The organism is Rhizobium sp. BK098 (genome assembly GCF_014193155.1).
Lineage (GTDB): Bacteria > Pseudomonadota > Alphaproteobacteria > Rhizobiales > Rhizobiaceae > Rhizobium.
This window is the reverse complement of the sequence record NZ_JACHYY010000001.1, coordinates 314,773-334,604: the sequence shown is the minus strand read 5'-3', so window position 1 is coordinate 334,604 and position 19,832 is coordinate 314,773. Positions and strand designations below refer to the sequence as shown.

At 61.0% G+C, this 19,832-nt stretch carries 18 protein-coding genes; 12 read left to right on the top strand and 6 right to left on the bottom strand.

Annotated features, from left to right (window positions below; translation table 11 throughout):
• The first annotated feature begins 28 nt into the window (after positions 1 to 28).
• Complete coding sequence (locus tag FHT73_RS01600; RefSeq protein WP_015340634.1) at positions 29 to 214, top strand: DUF1059 domain-containing protein; 186 nt, start codon at positions 29 to 31, stop codon at positions 212 to 214.
• A 41-nt stretch (positions 215 to 255) separates the two neighbouring features.
• Here the strand turns inward: FHT73_RS01600 and FHT73_RS01595 are convergent, their stop codons facing one another.
• The 3 genes from FHT73_RS01595 to FHT73_RS01585 are packed head-to-tail and all read right to left on the bottom strand — an operon-like array spanning position 256 to position 2,764.
• On the bottom strand, positions 256 to 1,512 hold the full coding sequence (locus tag FHT73_RS01595) for a CCA tRNA nucleotidyltransferase (RefSeq protein ID WP_183709463.1): 1,257 nt from the start codon (positions 1,510 to 1,512) through the stop codon (positions 256 to 258).
• Positions 1,509 to 2,144, bottom strand: coding sequence for a CoA pyrophosphatase (locus FHT73_RS01590; protein WP_183709461.1), 636 nt, complete (start codon positions 2,142 to 2,144; stop codon positions 1,509 to 1,511). Before FHT73_RS01590 ends, FHT73_RS01595 begins: the two co-directional genes overlap by 4 nt.
• Positions 2,141 to 2,764 (bottom strand): DUF1285 domain-containing protein, encoded by a 624-nt coding sequence (locus FHT73_RS01585; protein WP_183709459.1) that lies wholly within the window; start codon positions 2,762 to 2,764, stop codon positions 2,141 to 2,143. Before FHT73_RS01585 ends, FHT73_RS01590 begins: the two co-directional genes overlap by 4 nt.
• 167 nt (positions 2,765 to 2,931) lie before the next feature.
• On the opposite strand from FHT73_RS01585, the gene FHT73_RS01580 reads away from it, so the two are divergent.
• Genes FHT73_RS01580 through FHT73_RS01560 form a run of 5 tightly spaced genes read left to right on the top strand, consistent with a single transcriptional unit; the run spans position 2,932 to position 10,210 of the window.
• Positions 2,932 to 3,945: a MoxR family ATPase gene (locus FHT73_RS01580; protein ID WP_183709458.1), complete on the top strand. Its 1,014-nt coding sequence runs from the start codon at positions 2,932 to 2,934 to the stop codon at positions 3,943 to 3,945.
• Positions 3,946 to 3,971: 26 nt separating this feature from the next.
• Positions 3,972 to 4,892 (top strand): DUF58 domain-containing protein, encoded by a 921-nt coding sequence (locus FHT73_RS01575; RefSeq protein WP_183709456.1) that lies wholly within the window; start codon positions 3,972 to 3,974, stop codon positions 4,890 to 4,892.
• Positions 4,889 to 7,711, top strand: a complete 2,823-nt coding sequence (locus FHT73_RS01570; protein WP_183709454.1) for a DUF4159 domain-containing protein — start codon at positions 4,889 to 4,891, stop codon at positions 7,709 to 7,711. Before FHT73_RS01575 ends, FHT73_RS01570 begins: the two co-directional genes overlap by 4 nt.
• A gap of 1 nt (position 7,712) precedes the next feature.
• Positions 7,713 to 9,785, top strand: coding sequence for a hypothetical protein (locus FHT73_RS01565; RefSeq protein WP_183709452.1), 2,073 nt, complete (start codon positions 7,713 to 7,715; stop codon positions 9,783 to 9,785).
• Positions 9,786 to 9,787: 2 nt separating this feature from the next.
• Positions 9,788 to 10,210 carry a GNAT family N-acetyltransferase gene (locus FHT73_RS01560; RefSeq protein ID WP_112334296.1) on the top strand — a complete coding sequence of 141 codons (423 nt, stop codon included), beginning with the start codon at positions 9,788 to 9,790 and terminating at the stop codon, positions 10,208 to 10,210.
• A gap of 34 nt (positions 10,211 to 10,244) precedes the next feature.
• Here FHT73_RS01560 and FHT73_RS01555 read toward each other — a convergent pair whose 3' ends face one another.
• Complete coding sequence (locus FHT73_RS01555; RefSeq protein ID WP_183709450.1) at positions 10,245 to 10,817, bottom strand: N-acetyltransferase; 573 nt, start codon at positions 10,815 to 10,817, stop codon at positions 10,245 to 10,247.
• A gap of 324 nt (positions 10,818 to 11,141) precedes the next feature.
• On the opposite strand from FHT73_RS01555, the gene FHT73_RS01550 reads away from it, so the two are divergent.
• Complete coding sequence (locus FHT73_RS01550) at positions 11,142 to 12,131, top strand: glutathione S-transferase family protein (RefSeq protein WP_183709448.1); 990 nt, start codon at positions 11,142 to 11,144, stop codon at positions 12,129 to 12,131.
• A gap of 15 nt (positions 12,132 to 12,146) precedes the next feature.
• On the opposite strand, the gene FHT73_RS01545 is transcribed toward FHT73_RS01550, so the two are convergent.
• Positions 12,147 to 12,638 (bottom strand): NUDIX domain-containing protein, encoded by a 492-nt coding sequence (locus FHT73_RS01545; RefSeq protein WP_112604864.1) that lies wholly within the window; start codon positions 12,636 to 12,638, stop codon positions 12,147 to 12,149.
• A 50-nt stretch (positions 12,639 to 12,688) separates the two neighbouring features.
• Between FHT73_RS01545 and FHT73_RS01540 the strand changes: the two genes are divergently transcribed.
• The 5 genes from FHT73_RS01540 (at position 12,689) to FHT73_RS01520 (ending at position 17,791) form a co-directional block, all read left to right on the top strand.
• Entirely contained in the window at positions 12,689 to 13,627 is a 939-nt protein-coding gene (locus tag FHT73_RS01540; protein WP_183709446.1) for a metallophosphoesterase, read from the top strand.
• Positions 13,628 to 14,014: 387 nt separating this feature from the next.
• Entirely contained in the window at positions 14,015 to 14,527 is a 513-nt protein-coding gene (locus tag FHT73_RS01535; protein ID WP_112334292.1) for an RNA polymerase sigma factor, read from the top strand.
• A 3-nt stretch (positions 14,528 to 14,530) separates the two neighbouring features.
• Positions 14,531 to 15,370: an anti-sigma factor gene (locus FHT73_RS01530; RefSeq protein WP_183709444.1), complete on the top strand. Its 840-nt coding sequence runs from the start codon at positions 14,531 to 14,533 to the stop codon at positions 15,368 to 15,370.
• 100 nt (positions 15,371 to 15,470) lie between these two features.
• On the top strand, positions 15,471 to 15,674 hold the full coding sequence (locus tag FHT73_RS01525) for a hypothetical protein (RefSeq protein ID WP_015340649.1): 204 nt from the start codon (positions 15,471 to 15,473) through the stop codon (positions 15,672 to 15,674).
• A 272-nt stretch (positions 15,675 to 15,946) separates the two neighbouring features.
• On the top strand, positions 15,947 to 17,791 hold the full coding sequence (locus FHT73_RS01520) for an ABC transporter ATP-binding protein (RefSeq protein WP_183709442.1): 1,845 nt from the start codon (positions 15,947 to 15,949) through the stop codon (positions 17,789 to 17,791).
• Positions 17,792 to 17,860: 69 nt separating this feature from the next.
• On the opposite strand, the gene leuA is transcribed toward FHT73_RS01520, so the two are convergent.
• Entirely contained in the window at positions 17,861 to 19,567 is a 1,707-nt protein-coding gene (leuA, locus tag FHT73_RS01515) for a 2-isopropylmalate synthase (protein WP_183709440.1), read from the bottom strand.
• Positions 19,568 to 19,832 lie beyond the last annotated feature (265 nt).

Below are 19,832 nucleotides of genomic sequence, written 5' to 3'. Positions count from 1 at the left end.
GAATCCGTTGAAAGATGAGGAGGAAGATATGCGACTGTTTGAATGTGGTACGCTCGTGCCCGGTTGCGCCTGGCACACCCGCGCCAAGGATGACGCCGAGGTGGTGCGCCGCGCGGTCGAGCACATGCGCGAAGCGCATGGCGAAACCGTCATCCGCGAAAACATGGTCGACAATATCAAGGCCCGGATTCGCGACGAGGCCAACGCGGCCTGATCGGAGGCCGGCAAGTCAGTCCCGGGGATCAGGCCCCGTTATCAGGCACTGGCCAAATCCTTTAGTCGGGCGAGAAGGCTCGCCCGGTTCATCGCAAAATTCCCATCGAGCCACTCCTGCTCGAGTTTGCCGAGAAGCTCGCCCACGCGCGGCCCCGCATTGACGCCCGCGGCAAGCGCATCTGCGCCATTAAGCGGAAAAGCCGGCTTCTTCCAGTTTGCCGTTCGTTCCAGCAATTTCCCAAGCCGCGCCACGCGCGCCATTTCCTCGAAATCGCCCTCCGCCTTGCTGCGGGCAACGGCCAGCGCGAGCTTCAGGCAAGCCGCAACGCCGGTTTGATCATGGCGATAAAGCAGGCGATCGAAGGCCACTTCCGAGATGTCGTCCTTCACGATCGGCGCATTCGCCCAGGCCTGCAGATAGGCGCCTTCGGCCCTCGAGAGGCGCAGCCGCTCGGCAAGCTTGGCAAGCCTTGCCGCATCGGGCGGTACGATGGCAGCAAGGCGAAGTAGAGCCTCCGCCGGCCAACGAAAAGCCTGTTCGGCGGCGATCAGTCCGGGAATGGCGTCGATCCCCCATTTCTCGGTTTCCGGCAGCACTTCGGTCAAAATGCCGATCTGGCGCATCCAAAGCAGCGCCCTGCCCGGGTCTGGAGCCGCGAGCAGCTTCTTCATTTCCGACCAGACACGCTCGGCCGAGAGTGTTGAAATCTTTGATTTTGCCGCAGCACAGGCGCGCAGACCATCCGCATCGGGGCGGCCGGTGCCATAATAGGCAAAGAAGCGGAAGAAACGCAGGATGCGCAAGTAATCCTCGGCAATCCGCGTCGCGGCATCGCCGATGAAGCGAATGTTGCGGCGCTCCAGATCGGCCAGCCCGCCGACGAGATCCACGACCTCGCCATCGGCGGATGCATAGAGCGCATTGATGGTCAAATCGCGCCGCTCGGCATCAGCCTGCCAATCCCGGCTGAAGGCCACGACGGCACGGCGCCCGTCTGTTTCGACATCACGCCGCAAGGTCGTGATTTCGAACGGCTTTCCATCAATGACCAAAGTGACCGTGCCATGCGCGATGCCCGTCGGCACCGCCTTGATCCCTGCGGCTTCTGCTCTCTCCACGACCGTTTCGGGCAGGAGGGTCGTCGCAATGTCGATATCGGCGACTGGCAGGCCCATCAGACTATTGCGGACGGCGCCGCCGACCACGCGCCCCTCGCCGCCATCGGCATCGAGCAGCGCCAGCACCCGCTGCAATGCCTCATCGCGAAACCAGGCCTCATCGGCAACGGACGTCATCTATAGAGCCTTTCATAAAGTGTGCGGACGATACCCGCAGTAATGCCCCAGATCATGCGCTGCCCATAGGGCATGCGATAGAAATGGCGTTCCGTCCCCTGCCAGAGCATCGTGTCGGTCACGTGATGGTCGGGGTCCATCAGGAAGGAGAGCGGCACCTCGAAGGCATCCTCCACTTCGGTCGGATTGAGGGCCAGATGAAAACCGGGTTTTACCACGGCAAGAATGGGTGTGATGCGAAAGCCGGTCGCCGCCAGATAATGCGGCAGCCGCGCCACCGGCTCGATGAAGATGTCGGCAAGCCCGATTTCCTCCCCCGCTTCACGCACCGCCGCCATTTCCGGCGACGCGTCTTCCGGATCGATGGCCCCGCCCGGAAAGGCGATCTGGCCGGAATGCTTGCGGAGCGTCGATGTCCGGAGCGTAAAAATCACCCTGGCATCGTCTCCGCTGTCGACGACGGGCACAAGCACCGCGGCATCCTTGAGCTTCAGGTCCGCGACCTGGGATATGGTCTCGGGATTGAGGAGATGATCGCCGTGATCGCGCCAGGCAAGCTCTACCGGCCCGCCACTCTGATGGAGGGCGCGACGGCGGAACTCGTCCGCGGAATAAAGGGGAAATTCATTCATCGAGTAAGTGCATCCAATTCGGCAACCGGCATGACGGGAAAGATGGAGCTGCCGGAACGCACGCAGAAGATCTCTCGCCCGGCAATCTCCACCGGTTCGCCGAGTTCGATGAGATCGTACATGACCGCACGCGTCACCAGGGCCTCGAGCCGCCCGCGGACATGCAGATAAGGCTTCAGCTCGTCGTTCTCGCCGCGTATGACGAAGCGGATCGGATGGTCCCTGCCCGCCTCGACGACATCGCCGACATTCGTGCGGAAGGTCAGCACCCGTCTGCCCTCACGCTCCGTCACGCTCATCTCGACGGCCACGAACGGCGCATCGACGACGCGAATGCCCACCTTTTCCACAGGGGTGACGAGATGGGTCTTGCCGTCGTCATCCTTGCGCAGAACTGTGGAAAACAGCCGCACCAAAGGCGCGCGGCCGATCGGCGTGCCGAGATAGAACCAGGTACCGTCGGCGCGGATCTCCATGTCGATATCGCCGCAGAACGGCGGATTCCAGCGATCGACCGGCGGCAGACCCTTCTTGGAGCCGCCGCTATCGCCTGCCGCGCGCGAAATCAGCGCCGCGAGGCTTGCGGCATCGCCCGTTGTCCTGATTTCCTCGGTTGCCATTCTTCTGTCCCGGTTGGTCGTTAGTCACGAATATGACAGTTCTCACGAGATAGTCATTTGAAACGTGCTTGTCAGCGGTCTTGCTGGCGATAAGTTGTATTGATTATGAGGCAAATGTGTAACGTCTGCGAATCACGCGCACCCTTTTTCTGCCATTGGAGACGCAAATGGGCATGATCAAATCGACCGAAACGAGCCTCGATGAGCAGGCCATCATCGCCTCAGCCGAAAAGGCTCTGGGCGATATCGCCCGCGTCCGCGAAGAGGTGTCGAAGGTCATTTTCGGCCAGGAAAGCGTCGTGGAAAACACGCTTCTGGCCGTTCTTGCCGGCGGTCATGCCCTGCTGGTCGGCGTACCCGGCCTCGCCAAGACGAAGCTCGTGACGACACTCGGCGCAGTCCTCGGCCTTGCCTCCAATCGTGTGCAGTTCACGCCGGACCTGATGCCCTCGGATATTCTCGGCTCAGAAGTGATGGACCAGGACGAAACCGGCCGCCGCTCTTTCCGGTTCGTCAAGGGTCCGGTTTTCGCGCAATTGCTGATGGCCGACGAAATCAACCGCGCCTCGCCGCGCACGCAATCGGCCCTTCTGCAGTCCATGCAGGAATATCACGTCACCATCGCCGGCCAGCGCTATGACCTGCCCGCGCCCTTCCACGTTCTCGCAACGCAGAACCCGCTGGAGCAGGAGGGCACCTATCCGCTGCCGGAAGCCCAGCTTGACCGTTTCCTGCTGCAGGTCGACGTCGACTATCCCGAACTTGCCGACGAGCGCCGCATCCTGCTCGAAACCACAGACTTGAGCGAAGTGACGCCGCAGGCTGTCATCGACGCCGAACGCTTGCTGGAAATCCAGCAGCTCATCCGCCAGATGCCCGTAAGCGACGGCGTCGTCGATGCGATCCTGTCACTCGTGCGCTCTGCCCGTCCGGGCCAGGGCAATGCCTCCACAGATAAGCATGTCGCCTGGGGTCCAGGTCCGCGTGCCGGCCAGGCGATGATGCTCTGCGCCCGTGCCCGCGCCCTTTACGAGGGCCGGCTTGCCCCGTCGATCGACGATATTCACGCACTTGCCGAGCCAATATTGGAACACCGCATGGCGCTGACTTTTGCAGCCCGCGCCGAAGGCATGTCCGTACGCGATGTCATTTCAGGGCTGGTCAAGCAGTCGAAATCGTGACCCGGATGTCGAGGAGAGTATAGCGCGTGGCATCCATCGGACAGACCGTCAGACCGACCTCAGGCAATGATGCCCTCTCCCGAGCCCGCAGCCGTGCCGCCCTCGTGCCGGATTGTCTCGTCGAGGCCAAGCGCATCGCCAACACGGTCATTGCCGGATGGCACGGCCGCCGCAAGCGCGGCATCGGCGAGAATTTCTGGCAGTTCCGCCCCTATACCGAAGGTGAAAGCCTGTCGCGCATCGACTGGCGGCGCTCGGCCCGCGACGATCATACCTATATCCGCGATCATGAATGGGAAGCCGCCCACACGATCTGGCTCTGGGCCGATATCTCGCCATCCATGATGTATAAGTCGACCTATGGCCATGTGTCCAAGGAGGGTCGCGCGCTCGTCCTGATGCTGGCTCTGGCAGAAATTCTTTCCCGCTCCGGCGAGCGTATCGGCTGCCCCGGCATCATGGAGCCGGTTTCGACCCGCAATGCTGCCGAGCGCCTGGCCGCAGCGCTGATGCATACGCCGCTCGAAGGCGGCCTGCCGCAGACGGCGATGATCCGCGGCTGGAGCGATATCGTGCTGATCGGCGATTTTCTCGACGATGCCGATAGCGTCATGGGCAGGATCGGACCATTGGCACGTCGCGGTCTGCGGGGTCATGTGATCGAGGTTGCCGACCCCGCCGAAGAACTCTTTCCCTATAGCGGGCGCACCGAGTTCAGCGACCCAGAAACGGGCTCGAAGCTAATCGCCGGCCGCGCGGAAAACCTGCGTGACGACTATCAGCGCGCCTATCTCGCCCGGCGCGAAAATCTCGGCCAGTCGCTGCGTCATCTCGGCTGGACCTTCGTCAGCCACCGCACCGACCGGCTGGCTTCCGAAGCCCTGGTCGCCGTGCATATGTATCTCTCAGGCATGCCCGCGAGGGTCGTCTCTGGAGGCCAGCCATGAGCGGTCTCTCCTTCGCATTCGCATCGCCGGCCATCTTGGCAGCGCTCATTCTGCTTCCTGCGATCTGGTGGCTGCTGCGCCTGACGCCACCGCAGCCGCGAACCGAGGTGTTCCCGCCGCTGCGCATTCTGGCGAGCATCCTCAAGCGCGAGGAGACGCCGGCCCGCAGCCCTTGGTGGCTAACGCTGCTGCGCATGCTGCTTGCCGCCCTGGTCATTCTCGCCATCGCCAATCCCATGTTCAATCCGCGCACCAACACGCTGTCGAGCGGCGGCCCGCTAGTGCTGATGATCGACAATAGCTGGGCGAGCGTCTCCGACTGGGAACGCCGTGTGCGTACTGCTGACGCGCTGATCGACGATGCCGACGCCAAGGGCATTCCCGTCTCAATCACCTTCACTGCCGAGCAGGGTAACGATGCGACCCCGAGTGCGGCAATTGCTGCCCGAGACAAGCTGCATGCAATGAACCCGAGGCCGCTGGTGCCGGATCGGCAACGCGCCACCGATGCCGTCAAGGCGGCGCTCAATGGCAGCAAGCCCGGCACCATCGCCTTCATCTCCGACGGTATCGAGAGCAAGGCCAAGGACGATATCGTCAGCCGCCTTGCTGCCCTGCAGCCAAGCGAGCTGCGGCTCATCGAGGGCGATGGCCGCGATATCATGGCGCTTACCGGCGCAGCCAATACCGCCAGCAACATGACCGTCACGGCCACACGGCTGGACGGCAGTGGCCCGATGCGCCTCGGGCTGACGGCACAGGACAATCAGGGACGGCCGATTGCCGTCGGTTCGCTTGATTTTGCGGGCGGGCAGACAGTTGCGACCGGGTCCATCGCCGCGCCCTTCGAAATGCGCAATGATTTCGCCCGCATCAGCATCGATCGTCAGGCAAGCGCCGGCAGCGTCTATCTGCTGGACGACGGTTTTCGCCGCCGCCGCGTGGCGCTCCTCTCCGGACAGGCCGCCGACGAATTCCAGCCGATCCTGTCGCCGCTCTATTATATCCAGCGTGCGCTTCAACCCTATGCCGATCTGACCCAGCCCAATAGCGCCGATCTGGCGAAGTCGATCCCGCAACTGCTCGCGGGCAATCCCTCCGTCATCATCATGGCCGATGTCGGCCGCCTGCCGCAGGAAACCTATGCGCCGCTGCAGAAGTGGATCGAAAATGGCGGCACGCTTGTCCGCTTTGCCGGCCCGCGCCTTGCCGCGGCACCCGCCGACGATCCCTTGGTCCCGGTCACACTGCGGCAGGGCGAGCGCACGTTCGGCGGCGCCCTTTCCTGGGCCGAACCGCAGCCGCTTGCCGATTTTCCGTCGTTCGGTCCCTTCGCTGGCATGCCGAAGCCGAACAATGTCCTGATCAAGCGGCAGGTCCTGGCCGAGCCGACACCGGATCTGGCCGAGCGCACCTGGGCAAGCCTTGCCGACGGCACGCCGCTCGTCACGGAAAAGCAGATGCAGGCCGGCCGCATCGTGCTCTTCCACGTCAGTGCCGAGCCGCAATGGTCCGATCTGCCGATATCGGGTGATTTCGTTGAGATGCTGCGCCGTATCGTTCAGCTGTCCCGCGCCGGGGGCGTCGCGTCGGGACAAGGAGTTGCCAAGGCAAGCGAAGCGATGCCGCCCTACCGGCTCTTGACCGCCAAGGGCGTGTTGACCAGCGAGATCGGCAGTGCCCGCCCGCTGGAACCAAACAACAAGGGAGCCGCAGTCGCAAGCTTCGACAACCCGCCCGGCCTCTATGGTTCCGAAGAGGGCTTCAGCGCGCTCAATACCCTGCCGAGCGGCACAGCGCTCAAGCCGCTGGATGCCTCGGCAGCTGGTGCGGTCGCACGCGAGGGCCTGATCGGCGGCGAGGCCTGGTCGGCAAAGCCGATCCTCTTCACCCTCGCCTTCCTCGTCCTGCTGGCGGACAGCATCATCGTGCTGTTTATGAACGGCGCCTTTCCGCGCTTGGGCAGATCGGCGAAGACGATCGCGGGTGGTGCGGCAATGCTGCTGCTGGCCGTCTCGCTCGCCATGTTCTTACATCCGGTAAGCGTCCTGGCCGACGATTCCAAACCGGGCGACGACACCATCTTCTCGCGGCTGGACAAGACACACCTTGCCTACGTCGTGACAGGAGAAACCGACGTCGATCACATTTCGGAGCGCGGGCTTGCAGGGCTCTCCGACTATCTCACCTATCGCACGACGCTCGAACCCGGCCCGCCGGTAGGGGTGGATCTTGCAAAGGATGAACTCGCCTTTTATCCGCTGATCTATTGGCCGATTTCTGCAACCGCGCCCATGCCGTCCAACGACGCCATCAATCGCATCGACGCCTATATGCGCAACGGCGGAACCGTGCTCTTCGACACCCGCGACGCCATCGATACGATGGGCGACACCTCGTCGCCAAGCCCGAACGGTCAGCGGCTGCAGCAAATCCTTGCCAATCTCGATATCCCTCCCCTGGAACCGGTGCCTGCGGGCCATGTGCTGACCAAGTCCTTCTACCTGCTGTCGAGCTTCCCCGGGCGCTATGCCGACAGCCCGCTCTGGGTGGAGGCACGCCAGGATTCGCGTCGCGACGCGAATGCGGTCGCGACCTCCGACGGGGTGACTCCGATCATGATCACCGGCAATGATTTTGCCGGCGCCTGGGCCGTGGCCGATAACGGCTCGCCGCTGCTGCCGACCGTGCCTCCGGACGAGACCCAGCGCGAATATGCCTACCGCACGGGCGTCAACATCATGATGTACATGCTGACCGGAAATTATAAGTCCGATCAGGTCCACGTTCCCGATATCCTGCAGCGTTTGGGGCAATAATATGAATATCGGTTTTGCCCCCTTCCTCCCCTGGCCCGTGCTTGCCGCTTTGGCGGTGCTGACGCTCGCCATCGCGGCGCTCGCAATCTACAGGCGCCTGCGGGGCGGCTGGATTCGCGCTCTGGCGGGCATCGCTCTGCTTGCGGCACTCGCCAACCCGGTGCTGATGCAGGAAGATCGCGATCAACTGTCGACGATCGTTCCCGTTGTCGTTGACCGCAGCCTCAGCCAGCAGACGCCGGAACGTACCAAAATGACGGACGAAGCTCTGGCGATGCTCAAGGATCGGCTGGCCCAATTCCCCCGTATTGAGCCGCGCATTGTGGAATTCCGCGATCCGGCGGAATCGGAATCGCCGTCGACAAGGCTTTTTTCCGCCCTCTCCTCGTCGATCGCGGACGTGCCGCCCGCCCGCATCGGCGGTGCAATCTTCCTGACCGATGGCCAGATCCATGACATTCCCGGCGTCAATCAGCAGCTCGGCTTTGACGCGCCCGTCCACGGGCTGATCACAGGCAAGCCGGACGAATTCGATCGCCGCATAGAGATCGTGCGCGCCCCGCGCTTCGGCATCGTCAACGATGAACAGCAGCTGGTCTTTCGCGTCGTCGACGACGGCAAGAGCCCTGGCGGTACCGCAGCAGTCACAGTCAAGATGAATGGCGACGAGATTGCCACACTGCAGGCCACGTCCGGCCAGGACACACCCTTCAGCTTCAAGGTGCCGCGTGCCGGCAACAATGTCCTCGAATTTGCGGTCGCCGAAGTGCCTGGCGAAGTCACCGGCATCAACAATCAGACGGTCCAAGTGATCGAAGGCATCCGCCAGAACATGCGCGTTCTCCTCGTTTCGGGTGAACCGCATGCCGGCGAACGTGCCTGGCGCAACCTTTTGAAATCGGACGCATCGGTCGATCTCGTGCATTTCACCATCCTGCGTCCGCCGGACAAGCAGGACGGCACGCCGATCAACGAGCTGTCGCTGATCGCCTTTCCCACGCGCGAGCTCTTCGTCGATAAAATCAGTTCTTTCGACCTGATCATCTTTGATCGCTATCAGGACCGCCAGAACGTCCTGCCGACGATCTATTATGATTACATGGCTCAATATGTCGAAAATGGCGGCGCCTTGCTTGTCGCGGCCGGCCCCGAACATGCCGGCGGCAGCTCGATCGCTCTGACGCCGCTTGCCTCGGTCCTGCCGGCCGAGCCGACGGGCCAGATGATCGAGAAAGCTTTCTATCCGCGACTTTCGGACCAGGGCAAGAAACACCCCGTCACGCGGGGGCTGGACGGCTCCGAAACCGAGCCACCGCATTGGGGCCGCTGGTTCCGCAGCGTGGATGTGGAGAGGCCGCAAGGCCAGACGGTGATGGTCGGCGCCGATAGCAGTCCCCTGTTGGTGCTGAACCGCGTCGGCCAGGGTCGTGTCGCTATGCTTCTCTCCGACGAAGGCTGGCTCTGGGCGCGCGGTTTCGAAGGCGGCGGCCCGCATGTGTCCCTCTACCGTCGCATTGCCCATTGGCTGCTGAAGGAGCCATCGCTGGAAGAAGAAGCCCTGACCGCCAATGCCGCCGGGCGCACGCTGCAGGTAACGCGCCAGACGATCGGCAACGATCCCGGTCTCGCCACGATTAAAACGCCATCGGGCAAGACGGACACCCTGCCGCTGAAGCAGACGCAGCCAGGTCTCTATCAGGCGGAGAAGCATATGGGCGAGATCGGTCTCTACCAGATCGCCAGCGGCAATCTGTCGACGCTGGTCCATATCGGCGCCATCGACGCTCCGGAATTCAAGGCCATGATCTCGACCACCGAAACACTGAAACCGCTCGCACAGAAGACCAAGGGTCTCGTTACCCGCGTTACCGGTGCAAATGGCGGCGTGACGGTGCCGCAGGTTCTGCCGGTTCGCGGCGCCGTTCGCGTCGCCGACGGTCAGCGCCTGACCATCCGCATGACCGACGAAACCGTGCTGAAGGGGATCAATACCCTGCCCTTGTTTGCAGGCTTTGCCGGTCTCGCCGCCCTCCTCTTTGCTTTCTCCGCCACGTGGTGGCGCGAAGGACGGTGACCATGAAGATCGACGTGACCGATACGCCATCGGAAAGCGACCTTGCGGCTATCAGCGAAGGATTGACGGCGTTCAACACCGCGGACGTCGGGCCATCCGCTCGGCAATCCCTGGCTGTTCTGATCCGCGACGATACGGGCAAGACCATCGGCGGCATATCCGGCTATACCGCCTGGGGGTGGCTGTTCACGCAATGGCTTTTCGTGCCGGAAAGCCTGCGCGGCCAGGGCATGGCCGGAAAGCTTCTGGACGCGGCGGAGGCGGAAGCAAGCGCGCGTGGCTGTTTCGGCGCGTGGATCGATACCTTCAATCCACAGGCGCTGAAAGCCTATCAGCGGCAGGGTTATGCCGTCTTCGGCGAATTGCCGGATTTCCCGGCCGGTCGCAGCCGGTTCTTTCTGCAGAAGAAATTGTCGCCCCGCTGAGATTCGAGCGGGGCAATCTTTCGATGATAACGCCCTAGACGGCAATCGCCGTGAGCTGCACGACATCGTCCAGATCGTCGTCTTCGGCTTCCACAGCTGCAGTGGAATCATCGCGCCATGCGATCGAGCCTTGCAGCCGCGCATGCGTGTCTGCGGCGATCGGCACCACCAGCACCCGATTGGGATCGACAGGCCCCGGGAAGGTCAGTGCGTTGTAGGCAACCTTTTCGAAACCGAGCGGGCAATAATAGGGCGGATCACCGATCAGGATGACGGCTTCCGATCCCTTGCGCTGAGCAGCGGCCACCGCGATCCGCACAAGCTCGCGGCCGATCCCCTTGTTCTTGTGCGACGGACGTACGGCGAGCGGACCGAGGAGATGTCCCTTGACCGATCCGGCCAGCACCGGCGTCATCCGCACGGAGGCGATCGTTTCGCCATCATCGGCGCAGATGAAGGACAGCGAATGGTCATGCGGCCCTTGCTCGCGAATGCGAGCAGCGGCACGGGTAAACCGTCCCGGACCGAAAGCTTCTTCGTTGATGAGTTCGATTGCAGCGTCGTGCGACGCATCCTCAGTGAGGTAGACCAGATCGTGCTTGTACATTAGCCCAGACAACCAGTAGACGGACGATATTGTTCCCGAAAGCGCTCATCGAGCGTTCAAGATCATCGGCGTCGTCGCAGGCTTCTGGTTACTTTCATGACAAGGGGTCCTTAAACTGTGAAAAGCCCGATAGCAGGAAATATTCGGCGCGTCCAATGCAAAATGCATCCAGCTGTTCATTCATGCAAGATCGGTCGACATCGCGTCTTTTCTCGACCTTGACGGCACCTATGACGCAGTGTTCATCATTTGCCGTCTCGAAATCCGGCGTGCATGCCGTATCTCTGGAGATAGAGTTCGGCAGTTTCCCGAAAGGATGAAGCAATGGGCATGTTGGTGGACGGCGTTTGGCATGACGTCTGGTACGATACCAAGGAGACGAAAGGCCATTTCAAGCGCGCCGCCTCGCAGTTTCGAAACTGGGTGACCGCCGATGGCAGCGCCGGCCCCACAGGCACCGGCGGCTTCAAGGCAGAGGCCGGTCGCTATCATCTCTATGTGGCACTTGCCTGCCCCTGGGCGCATCGCACCCTGATCTTCCGCAAGCTGAAGAAGCTGGAGGAGCTGATCTCCGTCTCGATCGTCGATCCGCTGATGGTTGAAAACGGCTGGGAATTCAAAGGAACGGACGGCGGCACCGTCGACCATCTCTTTGGCGCAACGAAGCTTTGGGAGGTCTATGTCAAAGCCGATCCGCATTATTCCGGCCGCGTGACCGTTCCCGTTCTCTGGGACAAGCAGACCGGCACGATCGTCAACAACGAATCTGCCGAAATCATCCGCATGTTCAACACGGCCTTCGACAGCCTGACCGGCTCCACGGCGGATTTCTATCCTACTGATTTGCGGGCCGACATCGATGCATTGAACGAGCGCGTCTACGATACGGTCAACAACGGCGTCTATAAGGCCGGCTTCGCGACCTCGCAGGAAGCCTATCAGGAAAACGCGCTCCGTCTCTTCGAAACCCTCGACATGCTGGACCAACGACTGGCAACGCAGCGCTATCTATTCGGAGATCGCCTGACGGAGGCCGACTGGCGGCTGTTCACGACGCTCGTCCGCTTTGATGCCGTCTATGTCGGGCATTTCAAATGCAACATCCGCCGCATCGCCGATTATGCCAACCTCTCGGCTTATCTGCGGGATCTCTATCAGGTCGCCGGCGTTGCGGAGACCGTCAATCTCGACCACATCAAGAACCACTATTATCGCAGCCACAAGACCATCAACCCGACAGGCATCGTCCCGATCGGGCCGGAACTCGATTTCGATCGCCCGCACGGGCGTGAGCGGCTGGCAAAAGTCGCCTGACCCAAGCCTCGGAGGCTACCAGTAGCTGGAGGGAGCCGATGCACCTTCCAGCTCCTTCAGCCGGCGATAGGTTGCCTTCGTCGTGCCTGGCGGCAGCGCATCGACCGGAAAGAAGCCGCTTTCGACGATTTCGCGATCCGGCTTGCGCGGCGAGGTCTGGGTGACCTCGACGCGATAGAAGACGACGTGGTCGCGTTTGCTGGTGTGATTGTTGAAATAGACGTGGAAGAGCTGCGGCTTGCCTGAGATCACCAGATTGCCTTCCTCGCGCAGCTCCTTTTCAAGCGCCTGCGCCACAGTCTCATGGCGTTCGACGCCGCCGCCGGGCATATGCCACCCGGCGATATAGGAATGCCGAACCAGAAAAATCCGCCCTTCGCCATCGAAGCAGGCGGCGCGCACGCCGATCGTCATGCTGCGGGTCAGCACGAAATAGACATGCAACGCGCGGCCGAACAGACGCACAGCCAAACCCTGCCTTTCATCGCGTCGATTGTCTTCACTCATGCCTGAACCCCGGCATCGTGATCTGCAATCGGATCGAGGATGTATTTGTTTTGACAATAGAGTGGGCTATGTCTCATCCCATGTTCAAGCTCGCGCATATTTCCGATGTTCACCTTGGTCCGCTGCCACGTCTTTCGATCAGAGAACTCGCCTCCAAACGCATTACCGGATTTGTGAACTGGCACCGGAACCGGCGCAAGCATCTTTTTGGCGATACGCTTGATCTCCTTCTTGACGACATCAAGGCGAAACAGGTCGATCATCTGGCCGTAACCGGCGATCTCGTCAACCTTGCGAGCGGCATGGAGATCCAGACAGCTGCCGCATGGCTGAAGACTGTCGGCGATCCCTTTCACACATCCGTCGTTCCCGGCAACCACGATGCCTATGTGCCGGGCGCATACGAAAAGGCCATGCGCTCCTGGTATCCCTATGTTCGCGGCGACGAGGCTCCCGCCGAATGGCAGGAGGACCAGCGCATTTTCCCTTATCTGCGTATCCGCGGTCAGGTTGCTATTGTGGGATGCTCCACAGCCGTCGCCACCCCACCCTTTGCCGCAAGCGGCTTCTACTCCTCACGCCAGGCCCGCGAGACGGTGAATATACTGCGCGCCGCCGGGGATGCCGGGCTCTTTCGTGTCGTCATGATCCATCACCCGCCGATTCGCGGCGCGACCAGCTTCTACAAGCGGATGATCGGCATTCGCCGTTTCGCAGCCGTAATCTCCACCGGCGGCGCCGAACTCGTCCTGCATGGCCATACACATCTCAACACCCTGCACTGGCTGCGGGGGCACATGGGTTCGGTTCCCGTCGTCGGGATCGCCTCCGCATCGCAAGGGGTCGGCGGATTGAAGCCGCGCGCCGCCTATAATCTCTTCACCATCGCCGGCCGTCCCGGCGCCTGGGAACTGAAAGCGGAGCGTTATAGCCTCAGCGACAATGGCAGCGGCGTCGACCCCGAAGGCTTCGATATTCTGGCGACATGACGAGCTTTTTGCGTCGTCGCGCGCATCGTTTCGGTAGCGTTTTCTAAGATACGGAGCTACAATCTAAGCACTGAAATTCCGAAATAAGGGATGCATTGTGAGGAGCGACGCATGCCAGCTTTCGAAGCCTGTATCTGACTAGTTTACTGCTCCTTGGAGAGCTTGGGCCAACATTGGTGCAGTACGGGTTGGGACATTGTGGGATAGCGCATTAAGGATGACGGTCAAACGCGCGGGTGCTTTTGAAGACTTGCGAAACGGCAGGAAAATGGTTCATACCAGCACAGGACGATTATTCCGCTCGCATCACCTTTCTTACGGGGAAGGCCGTCGATCGCGGAAGCAAATTGCCGATCTGACAACCTCCAACGCCTTCCTGGAACCATCATGCCAACGCCGGTAGCAGCCATCGATATCAGACGCGATCTGGTCGGTCTTCTTCCGAAGCTTCGCCGCTTTGCTGTGACGCTGACCGGCGATCTTGCCGAGGCGGACGAGCTTGTCCAAAACGTCTGTCAGCGCGGCATAGCCAAGTTCCACCTCTGGAACAGCGGCGGCAAGCTGGAAAGCTGGCTCTATACCATGGCCCGGCACCAATGGGTTGACGAAGCGCGACGTCACAAGCTGCGTCCCGCCGGCAAGGGCAATGCGCTGGAACAGGGCGATCCGGCATCACAAACCCATTTAAATCCGGTGGAAGCCGGTGAAGCGCATCGCCTGGTCACATCTTTGCCAGAAGGACTTGCCAGTGTCTTCCTGCTGGTCGATGTCGAAGGACACAGCTACAAGCAGGCGGCCGATGTTCTCGGCATCCCGTTGGCGGCGGTGACATCAAGGCTCTCCAGCGCACGCCTTTACCTCGCCTCCCAGGGTCATAGCCGCTCGTCCCGAAGGTTTTAAGCATTGCAAGATATGAAGAAAACGCCGCTCGAAGTCCGCTTGTCCGCCTTCATGGATGGCGAGACGAGCCGCGAAGAAAAAGAAGAGCTGGAAAAGCTCATTGCTTCCGACGCGGACGCCCGGCGTATTTTCGATGAGCTGAAACACGGCTCCGATGTCGGCCGCAAGGCTTTCGATGAGGTCCTGAAGGAGCCGGTACCGCTGGCCCTTGTTCGCTCCATCAAGAGCGCTCAGCCTCCGAAGACCCGAGAGCCATCTCCGCGTATTACCAGGCATTCGCTGAAACTGGCGCCGACAGGCAAGCAATCATTGGCCGCGGCCCTTATCCTGTTCGCCGTCGGCGGCGGCATCGGCTATCTTTTCGGTATGCAGCCCGCTGACGTCCCGGCGAGCCCTCCGCCGACCCCGTCACAGCTTATGACTCGCAACTGGCTGGACGATATTGCCGCCTACCACCGCATCTATGCGCGCCAGCCGCAGCATATGGTAGAGTTGCAGGCAAGCCAGTTGGACGAGATCGCCAAGTGGCTGGCAAGCACCGCCGGCGTCAAATTCAACTTTCCGGATCTCGCAGCTGATGGTCTCGTCTTCCAGGGCGCGCGCATGTCCATCGCCGCCGGTAAGCCTGTCGGCCAGCTGATCTACAAGAACCTCGATGGCGATGTCGTCGCCATCTGCTTTACCAAGACGGACGGCATCGCCGACGACGATTTCAGCGAAACCATCAAGGACGATATCAGCATCGTATCCTGGCATCGCAACGGCACCACCTATGCGATCGTTGGCCCCTCCTCGAATGCGATGCTCGATCAGATCGCCAATCGGGTATCCTCGGAGATATGACTGATATCCCATCCGTTTTGCCGCTTGCAGCTACCAGCCGGTCGATGGATAATGGGTGCGGTAATCGCGTGGGGTCCGATAGTCTTGCTGGAGTTTCAACATGTCCGACGTTCTGCTGACCATTCCTGAAATCGACAGGCGTATTGCGGCGATCAGGGAAAATCTTCGCGAACTGATTGAGCAGGCAGCAGCCTTTTCCGGCGCCGCCGACGAAGAGCGGGCGTCCGAGCGGATAGCCGAACAGGAAGAAGAGCTCGAGCGTCTGACGAAGCGACGCGATGAACTTGCCAAAGGCCAGGCCTGAGCAAAATTCACCATTGAAACATATATATCCTCGGACGGCCTCGACGCGAGCCGTGTAAAGGACGGTATTCGCTCATCTATGTCGAACGATCCCCGATACAATTGCTGCTGACATCGGCACCGATACAAGCTATGTAGGTTGCAGCGACCAATGAGGAGAGCACTCTGATGAAAAATCACGGCACAGGAAACCACCGCTGAAAAGCAGTGCCGTGAAGGGCTGCTTTATCGGCCCGACCATCAGATTGATATCTTCGCCCTTGGAGGGCACTCATGTTTCGTCGCTTCGAAGAGCTTGTCGATCCATTTCAGGATCATGACGAGCCGCAGCCATCACTCAAGGCCTGGCGCTATCTCCTAACCAACCTTCGTCCGTTTCGCACAGTCATGGCGATGAGCCTCAGCCTGACTGTCATCGGCGCCGTCATCGAGATCTGGCTCATCGGCTATTCCAGCAGGCTGGTGGATAATCTGGCCGTCGCCCGGCGGGAAGACTTTTGGGTATCCGAAGGGTTGGGCTTGCTCGCTGCAGCCGCTCTCGTCCTGATCGGAAGGCCGCTTGCCGGTTATCTCCGCGAAAGCCTGGATGACATCGCGTTCCGGCCAAATGCTGAGACCTTGTTCCGTTGGCGGGCTCATCGTCACGTTCTTCGGCAATCAGTCGGCTGGTTTCGCCAGGATTTTTCCGGGCGTATCGCGAGCCAGGTGCGAGATATCGGCACCGCCGCAACGGGCGCCGCCTATGCTGTGCTGCACACGCTGTCTTTCGTCACGATCTATGTGGCCGGCTCGCTCTGGCTGATGGCCTCGATCGACTCGCGCCTGATCTGGCCCCTCGCCGTCTGGCTTCTCTGCTATCTCGCACTGATGGCCTACATCATCCCTCGCCTGCAGAAGGCCTCCGCGCAATATCAGGGAGCCTATGCCGAGCTGACGGGAATGCTGGTGGACAGCTATGCCAATATCGACCTCATCAAGCTTTTTGCCGATGCCAAGGCGGAAGACAAGGAAGCCCGTCGTCGTTTCGCTCAAACCCGCGAGACATTCGTTCGGGTGCAGAAGCTTGAGGTGCTTGTCAATTCGAGCATGCTGTTCCTCGGCAGTTTCCTCATCGTCGCGCTTGTCGGCTATGCGGTCGTCCTCTGGCAGTCCGGTGGCGCGCCGCTAGGGCTGATCGCGGCATCACTCGCCTTGAGCTTCCGCATAACCGGCATGGCCGAATGGATGCTGGATGCCGTTTCCTCGCTCTTTGCCCATCTCGGCGCCATGCGGCAGTCACTGATGACCGTCTCGCAACCCCTTGCGATTACCGATGCGCCGGACGCCGAGCCGCTTGCCATCACCAAGGGCGAGATCGTCTTCCGGCAAATCACGCATCACTACGGCAAGGGAGATGGCGGGCTCGACGGCGTTTCGCTTCGAGTTGCGGCGGGCCAGAAGGTCGGCCTTGTCGGTCGCTCCGGCACCGGCAAATCGACGCTGGTCAATCTGCTGCTTCGTTTCTTCGATCCGGAGGGTGGCATCATCGAAATCGATGGACGGGATATTCGGCAGGTGACGCAGGATAGCCTGCGCCGGCAGATTGCCGTGGTCGGCCAGGAGGCATCGCTCCTTCACCGCTCCATCCGCGATAACATCGCCCATGGCAATCCGCACTTTTCGGAAAATGCGATTCTGGCTGCCGCCGAGAAGGCTGCCGCCAGCGATTTCATAGCAAAGCTGCGGGATCAGGAGGGGCGTACGGGCTTCGACGCTCACGCCGGCGAACGCGGCGTCCAGCTCTCGGGCGGTCAGAAGCAGCGCGTTGCAGTTGCGCGCGCTATCCTGAAGGATGCCCCGATCCTGGTGCTCGACGAGGCAACCTCCGCCCTCGATTCGGAAGTCGAAGCCGAAATTCAGGATACGCTTTACGGCATCATGGAAGACAAGACCGTGATCGCCATCGCGCATCGCCTGTCGACCATCGCACGGATGGACCGCATTGTCGTGCTCGACCAAGGCCGTATCGTCGAGGACGGCACGCATTCAGAGCTGATCGCCCGGAACGGCATCTACGCGACGCTGTGGTCGCATCAATCCGGCGGCTTCATCGAAGACGACGAGCCGACGGCCGACTGACGCGCAATAAAAAGCCCCCTCGAAAACCGAGGGGGCTTTTAAATCAGCACCGCAGAGACTGTTTCAGCCTTACGCCGCCTTGACTGCAAGCACCCGGTTCGCCGCCGATACGATCGCCTCGAGGGATGCCGCGACGATATTGGTGTTGATGCCGGCGCCGAAAAGCTTGCCGCCCGGATAGGAGACCTCGACATAGGAGATCGCCGAAGCGTTAGAGCCATGCTGGAGCGAATGCTCGGAATAATCCTCGACCGACATCGGAATGCCGAGATAAATCGAGAGCGCATTGATGAAGCCGTCGATAGGGCCATTTCCCCTGCCCTCGATGCGCTTTACCTCGCCATTGTCGGTGATCTCGGCCGCGACGATGCGCTGCCCCTTATGCTCGGGATCGGCGAAAGTGTGGTGATCGACGAAGCGGAGCCGCGCGTCCGGCTGCGTCACATAACGCTCGATGAAATGTTCGTAGATGCGCTTCGACGGCAGTTCCTTGCCTTCCTCGTCGGTGATGCGCTGGATCTCCTCGCGATATTCCACCTGGAGATTGCGCGGCAGGTTCAAGCCGTAGTCCTGCTGCATGATATAAGCAATGCCGCCCTTGCCGGATTGCGAGTTGATGCGAATGATCGCCTCATAAGTGCGGCCGACATCCTGCGGGTCGATTGGCAGATAGGGCACTTCCCACACCGGATCGTTGGCGACCTTGGCAGCCTTCATGCCCTTGTTGATCGCATCCTGATGCGAGCCGGAGAAGGCGGTATAGACCAGCTCGCCGACGTAAGGATGACGCTCGCCAATCGCCATCTGGTTTGAATATTCGAAGACTTCCTTCATACGCTCGATATTCGAGCAATCCAGCTCCGGATCGACCCCTTGCGTAAACATGTTCAGCGCCATGGTGACGACGTCGACATTGCCGGTGCGCTCACCATTGCCGAACAAGGTGCCTTCGACGCGATCGGCGCCCGCCATCAGCGCCAGCTCGGCGGCGGCGATGCCGGTGCCGCGATCATTGTGCGGATGCAGGGAGATGATCAGGTTTTCGCGGTTGTCGAGATTGCGGCACATCCACTCGATCTGGTCGGCATAGATGTTCGGCGTCGCCATTTCGACCGTCGACGGCAGATTGATGATCAGCTTGTTATCAGGCGTCGGTTTCACGACGTCGATGACGGCGTTGCAGATCTCCAAAGCCACGTCCAGCTCGGTGCCGGTGAAGCTCTCAGGCGAATATTCGAAGCGATAGCCGCCGCCGGCCTTGGCCGCCATGTCGGTGATCATCTTGGCCGCATCGACGGCGATCTGCTTGATGCCCTGCACATCCTTGGCGAACACAACGCGGCGCTGCAACTCGCTGGTGGAATTGTAGAAATGGACGATCGGCTTATTGGCGCCTTCCAGAGCCTCGAAGGTGCGGGTGATCAATTCCGGGCGGCACTGGACCAGAACCTGCAGCGATACGTCGGCAGGCACATTGCCTTGCTCGATGCACCAGCGGGCAAAGTCGAAGTCGGTCTGCGAAGCCGACGGGAAGCCGATCTCGATTTCCTTGAAGCCCATATCCAGCAGCAGCTGGAACATGCGCGCCTTGCGGTCATGGCCCATGGGATCGACAAGCGCCTGATTGCCGTCGCGCAGGTCGACCGAGCACCAGATCGGCGCCTTGGTGATGACCTTGGACGGCCAGGTCCGGTCGGGAATGTTGATCTGGGGATAGGCGCGGTATTTCACCGCTGCCTCGGGCATGCCTTTGGGGGAATGGCTGTTCGCGTCCATGGTCTCGTCTCTTCCTTTCCCGTCATTTTGTCCCGCGTCTTAGCCGATCGGATGCGGCTTGGCGATGACAAATGCGGACCCTTTGCGGGTAAGCTGTCGATTTTAGGGTAAGTCGCGAGGAGCGATAGCCAGCGGGCTTTTCGGCCGCCGGGCGCTCCTCAAAGGACCCGGCAACCGCGCGTAAGGCCGAGGAGGAGAAGCGAGGTAAGGGCGCGCGTATTGTCACGCAAGGCAACGCGCCCACGTGCAATCTGTTCGGAAATCT

Coding starts and splice junctions, on each gene's coding strand:
- FHT73_RS01570 (WP_183709454.1), top strand. CDS start 4,889: ATGAGCGGTCTCTCCTTCGCATTCGCATCGCCGGCCATCTTGGCAGCG.
- FHT73_RS01595 (WP_183709463.1), bottom strand. CDS start 1,512: ATGACGTCCGTTGCCGATGAGGCCTGGTTTCGCGATGAGGCATTGCAG.
- FHT73_RS01525 (WP_015340649.1), top strand. CDS start 15,471: ATGTCCGACGTTCTGCTGACCATTCCTGAAATCGACAGGCGTATTGCG.
- FHT73_RS01560 (WP_112334296.1), top strand. CDS start 9,788: ATGAAGATCGACGTGACCGATACGCCATCGGAAAGCGACCTTGCGGCT.
- leuA (WP_183709440.1), bottom strand. CDS start 19,567: ATGGACGCGAACAGCCATTCCCCCAAAGGCATGCCCGAGGCAGCGGTG.
- FHT73_RS01590 (WP_183709461.1), bottom strand. CDS start 2,144: ATGAATGAATTTCCCCTTTATTCCGCGGACGAGTTCCGCCGTCGCGCC.
- FHT73_RS01585 (WP_183709459.1), bottom strand. CDS start 2,764: ATGGCAACCGAGGAAATCAGGACAACGGGCGATGCCGCAAGCCTCGCG.
- FHT73_RS01565 (WP_183709452.1), top strand. CDS start 7,713: ATGAATATCGGTTTTGCCCCCTTCCTCCCCTGGCCCGTGCTTGCCGCT.
- FHT73_RS01555 (WP_183709450.1), bottom strand. CDS start 10,817: ATGTACAAGCACGATCTGGTCTACCTCACTGAGGATGCGTCGCACGAC.
- FHT73_RS01580 (WP_183709458.1), top strand. CDS start 2,932: ATGGGCATGATCAAATCGACCGAAACGAGCCTCGATGAGCAGGCCATC.
- FHT73_RS01550 (WP_183709448.1), top strand. CDS start 11,142: ATGGGCATGTTGGTGGACGGCGTTTGGCATGACGTCTGGTACGATACC.
- FHT73_RS01600 (WP_015340634.1), top strand. CDS start 29: ATGCGACTGTTTGAATGTGGTACGCTCGTGCCCGGTTGCGCCTGGCAC.
- FHT73_RS01535 (WP_112334292.1), top strand. CDS start 14,015: ATGCCAACGCCGGTAGCAGCCATCGATATCAGACGCGATCTGGTCGGT.
- FHT73_RS01520 (WP_183709442.1), top strand. CDS start 15,947: ATGTTTCGTCGCTTCGAAGAGCTTGTCGATCCATTTCAGGATCATGAC.
- FHT73_RS01545 (WP_112604864.1), bottom strand. CDS start 12,638: ATGAGTGAAGACAATCGACGCGATGAAAGGCAGGGTTTGGCTGTGCGT.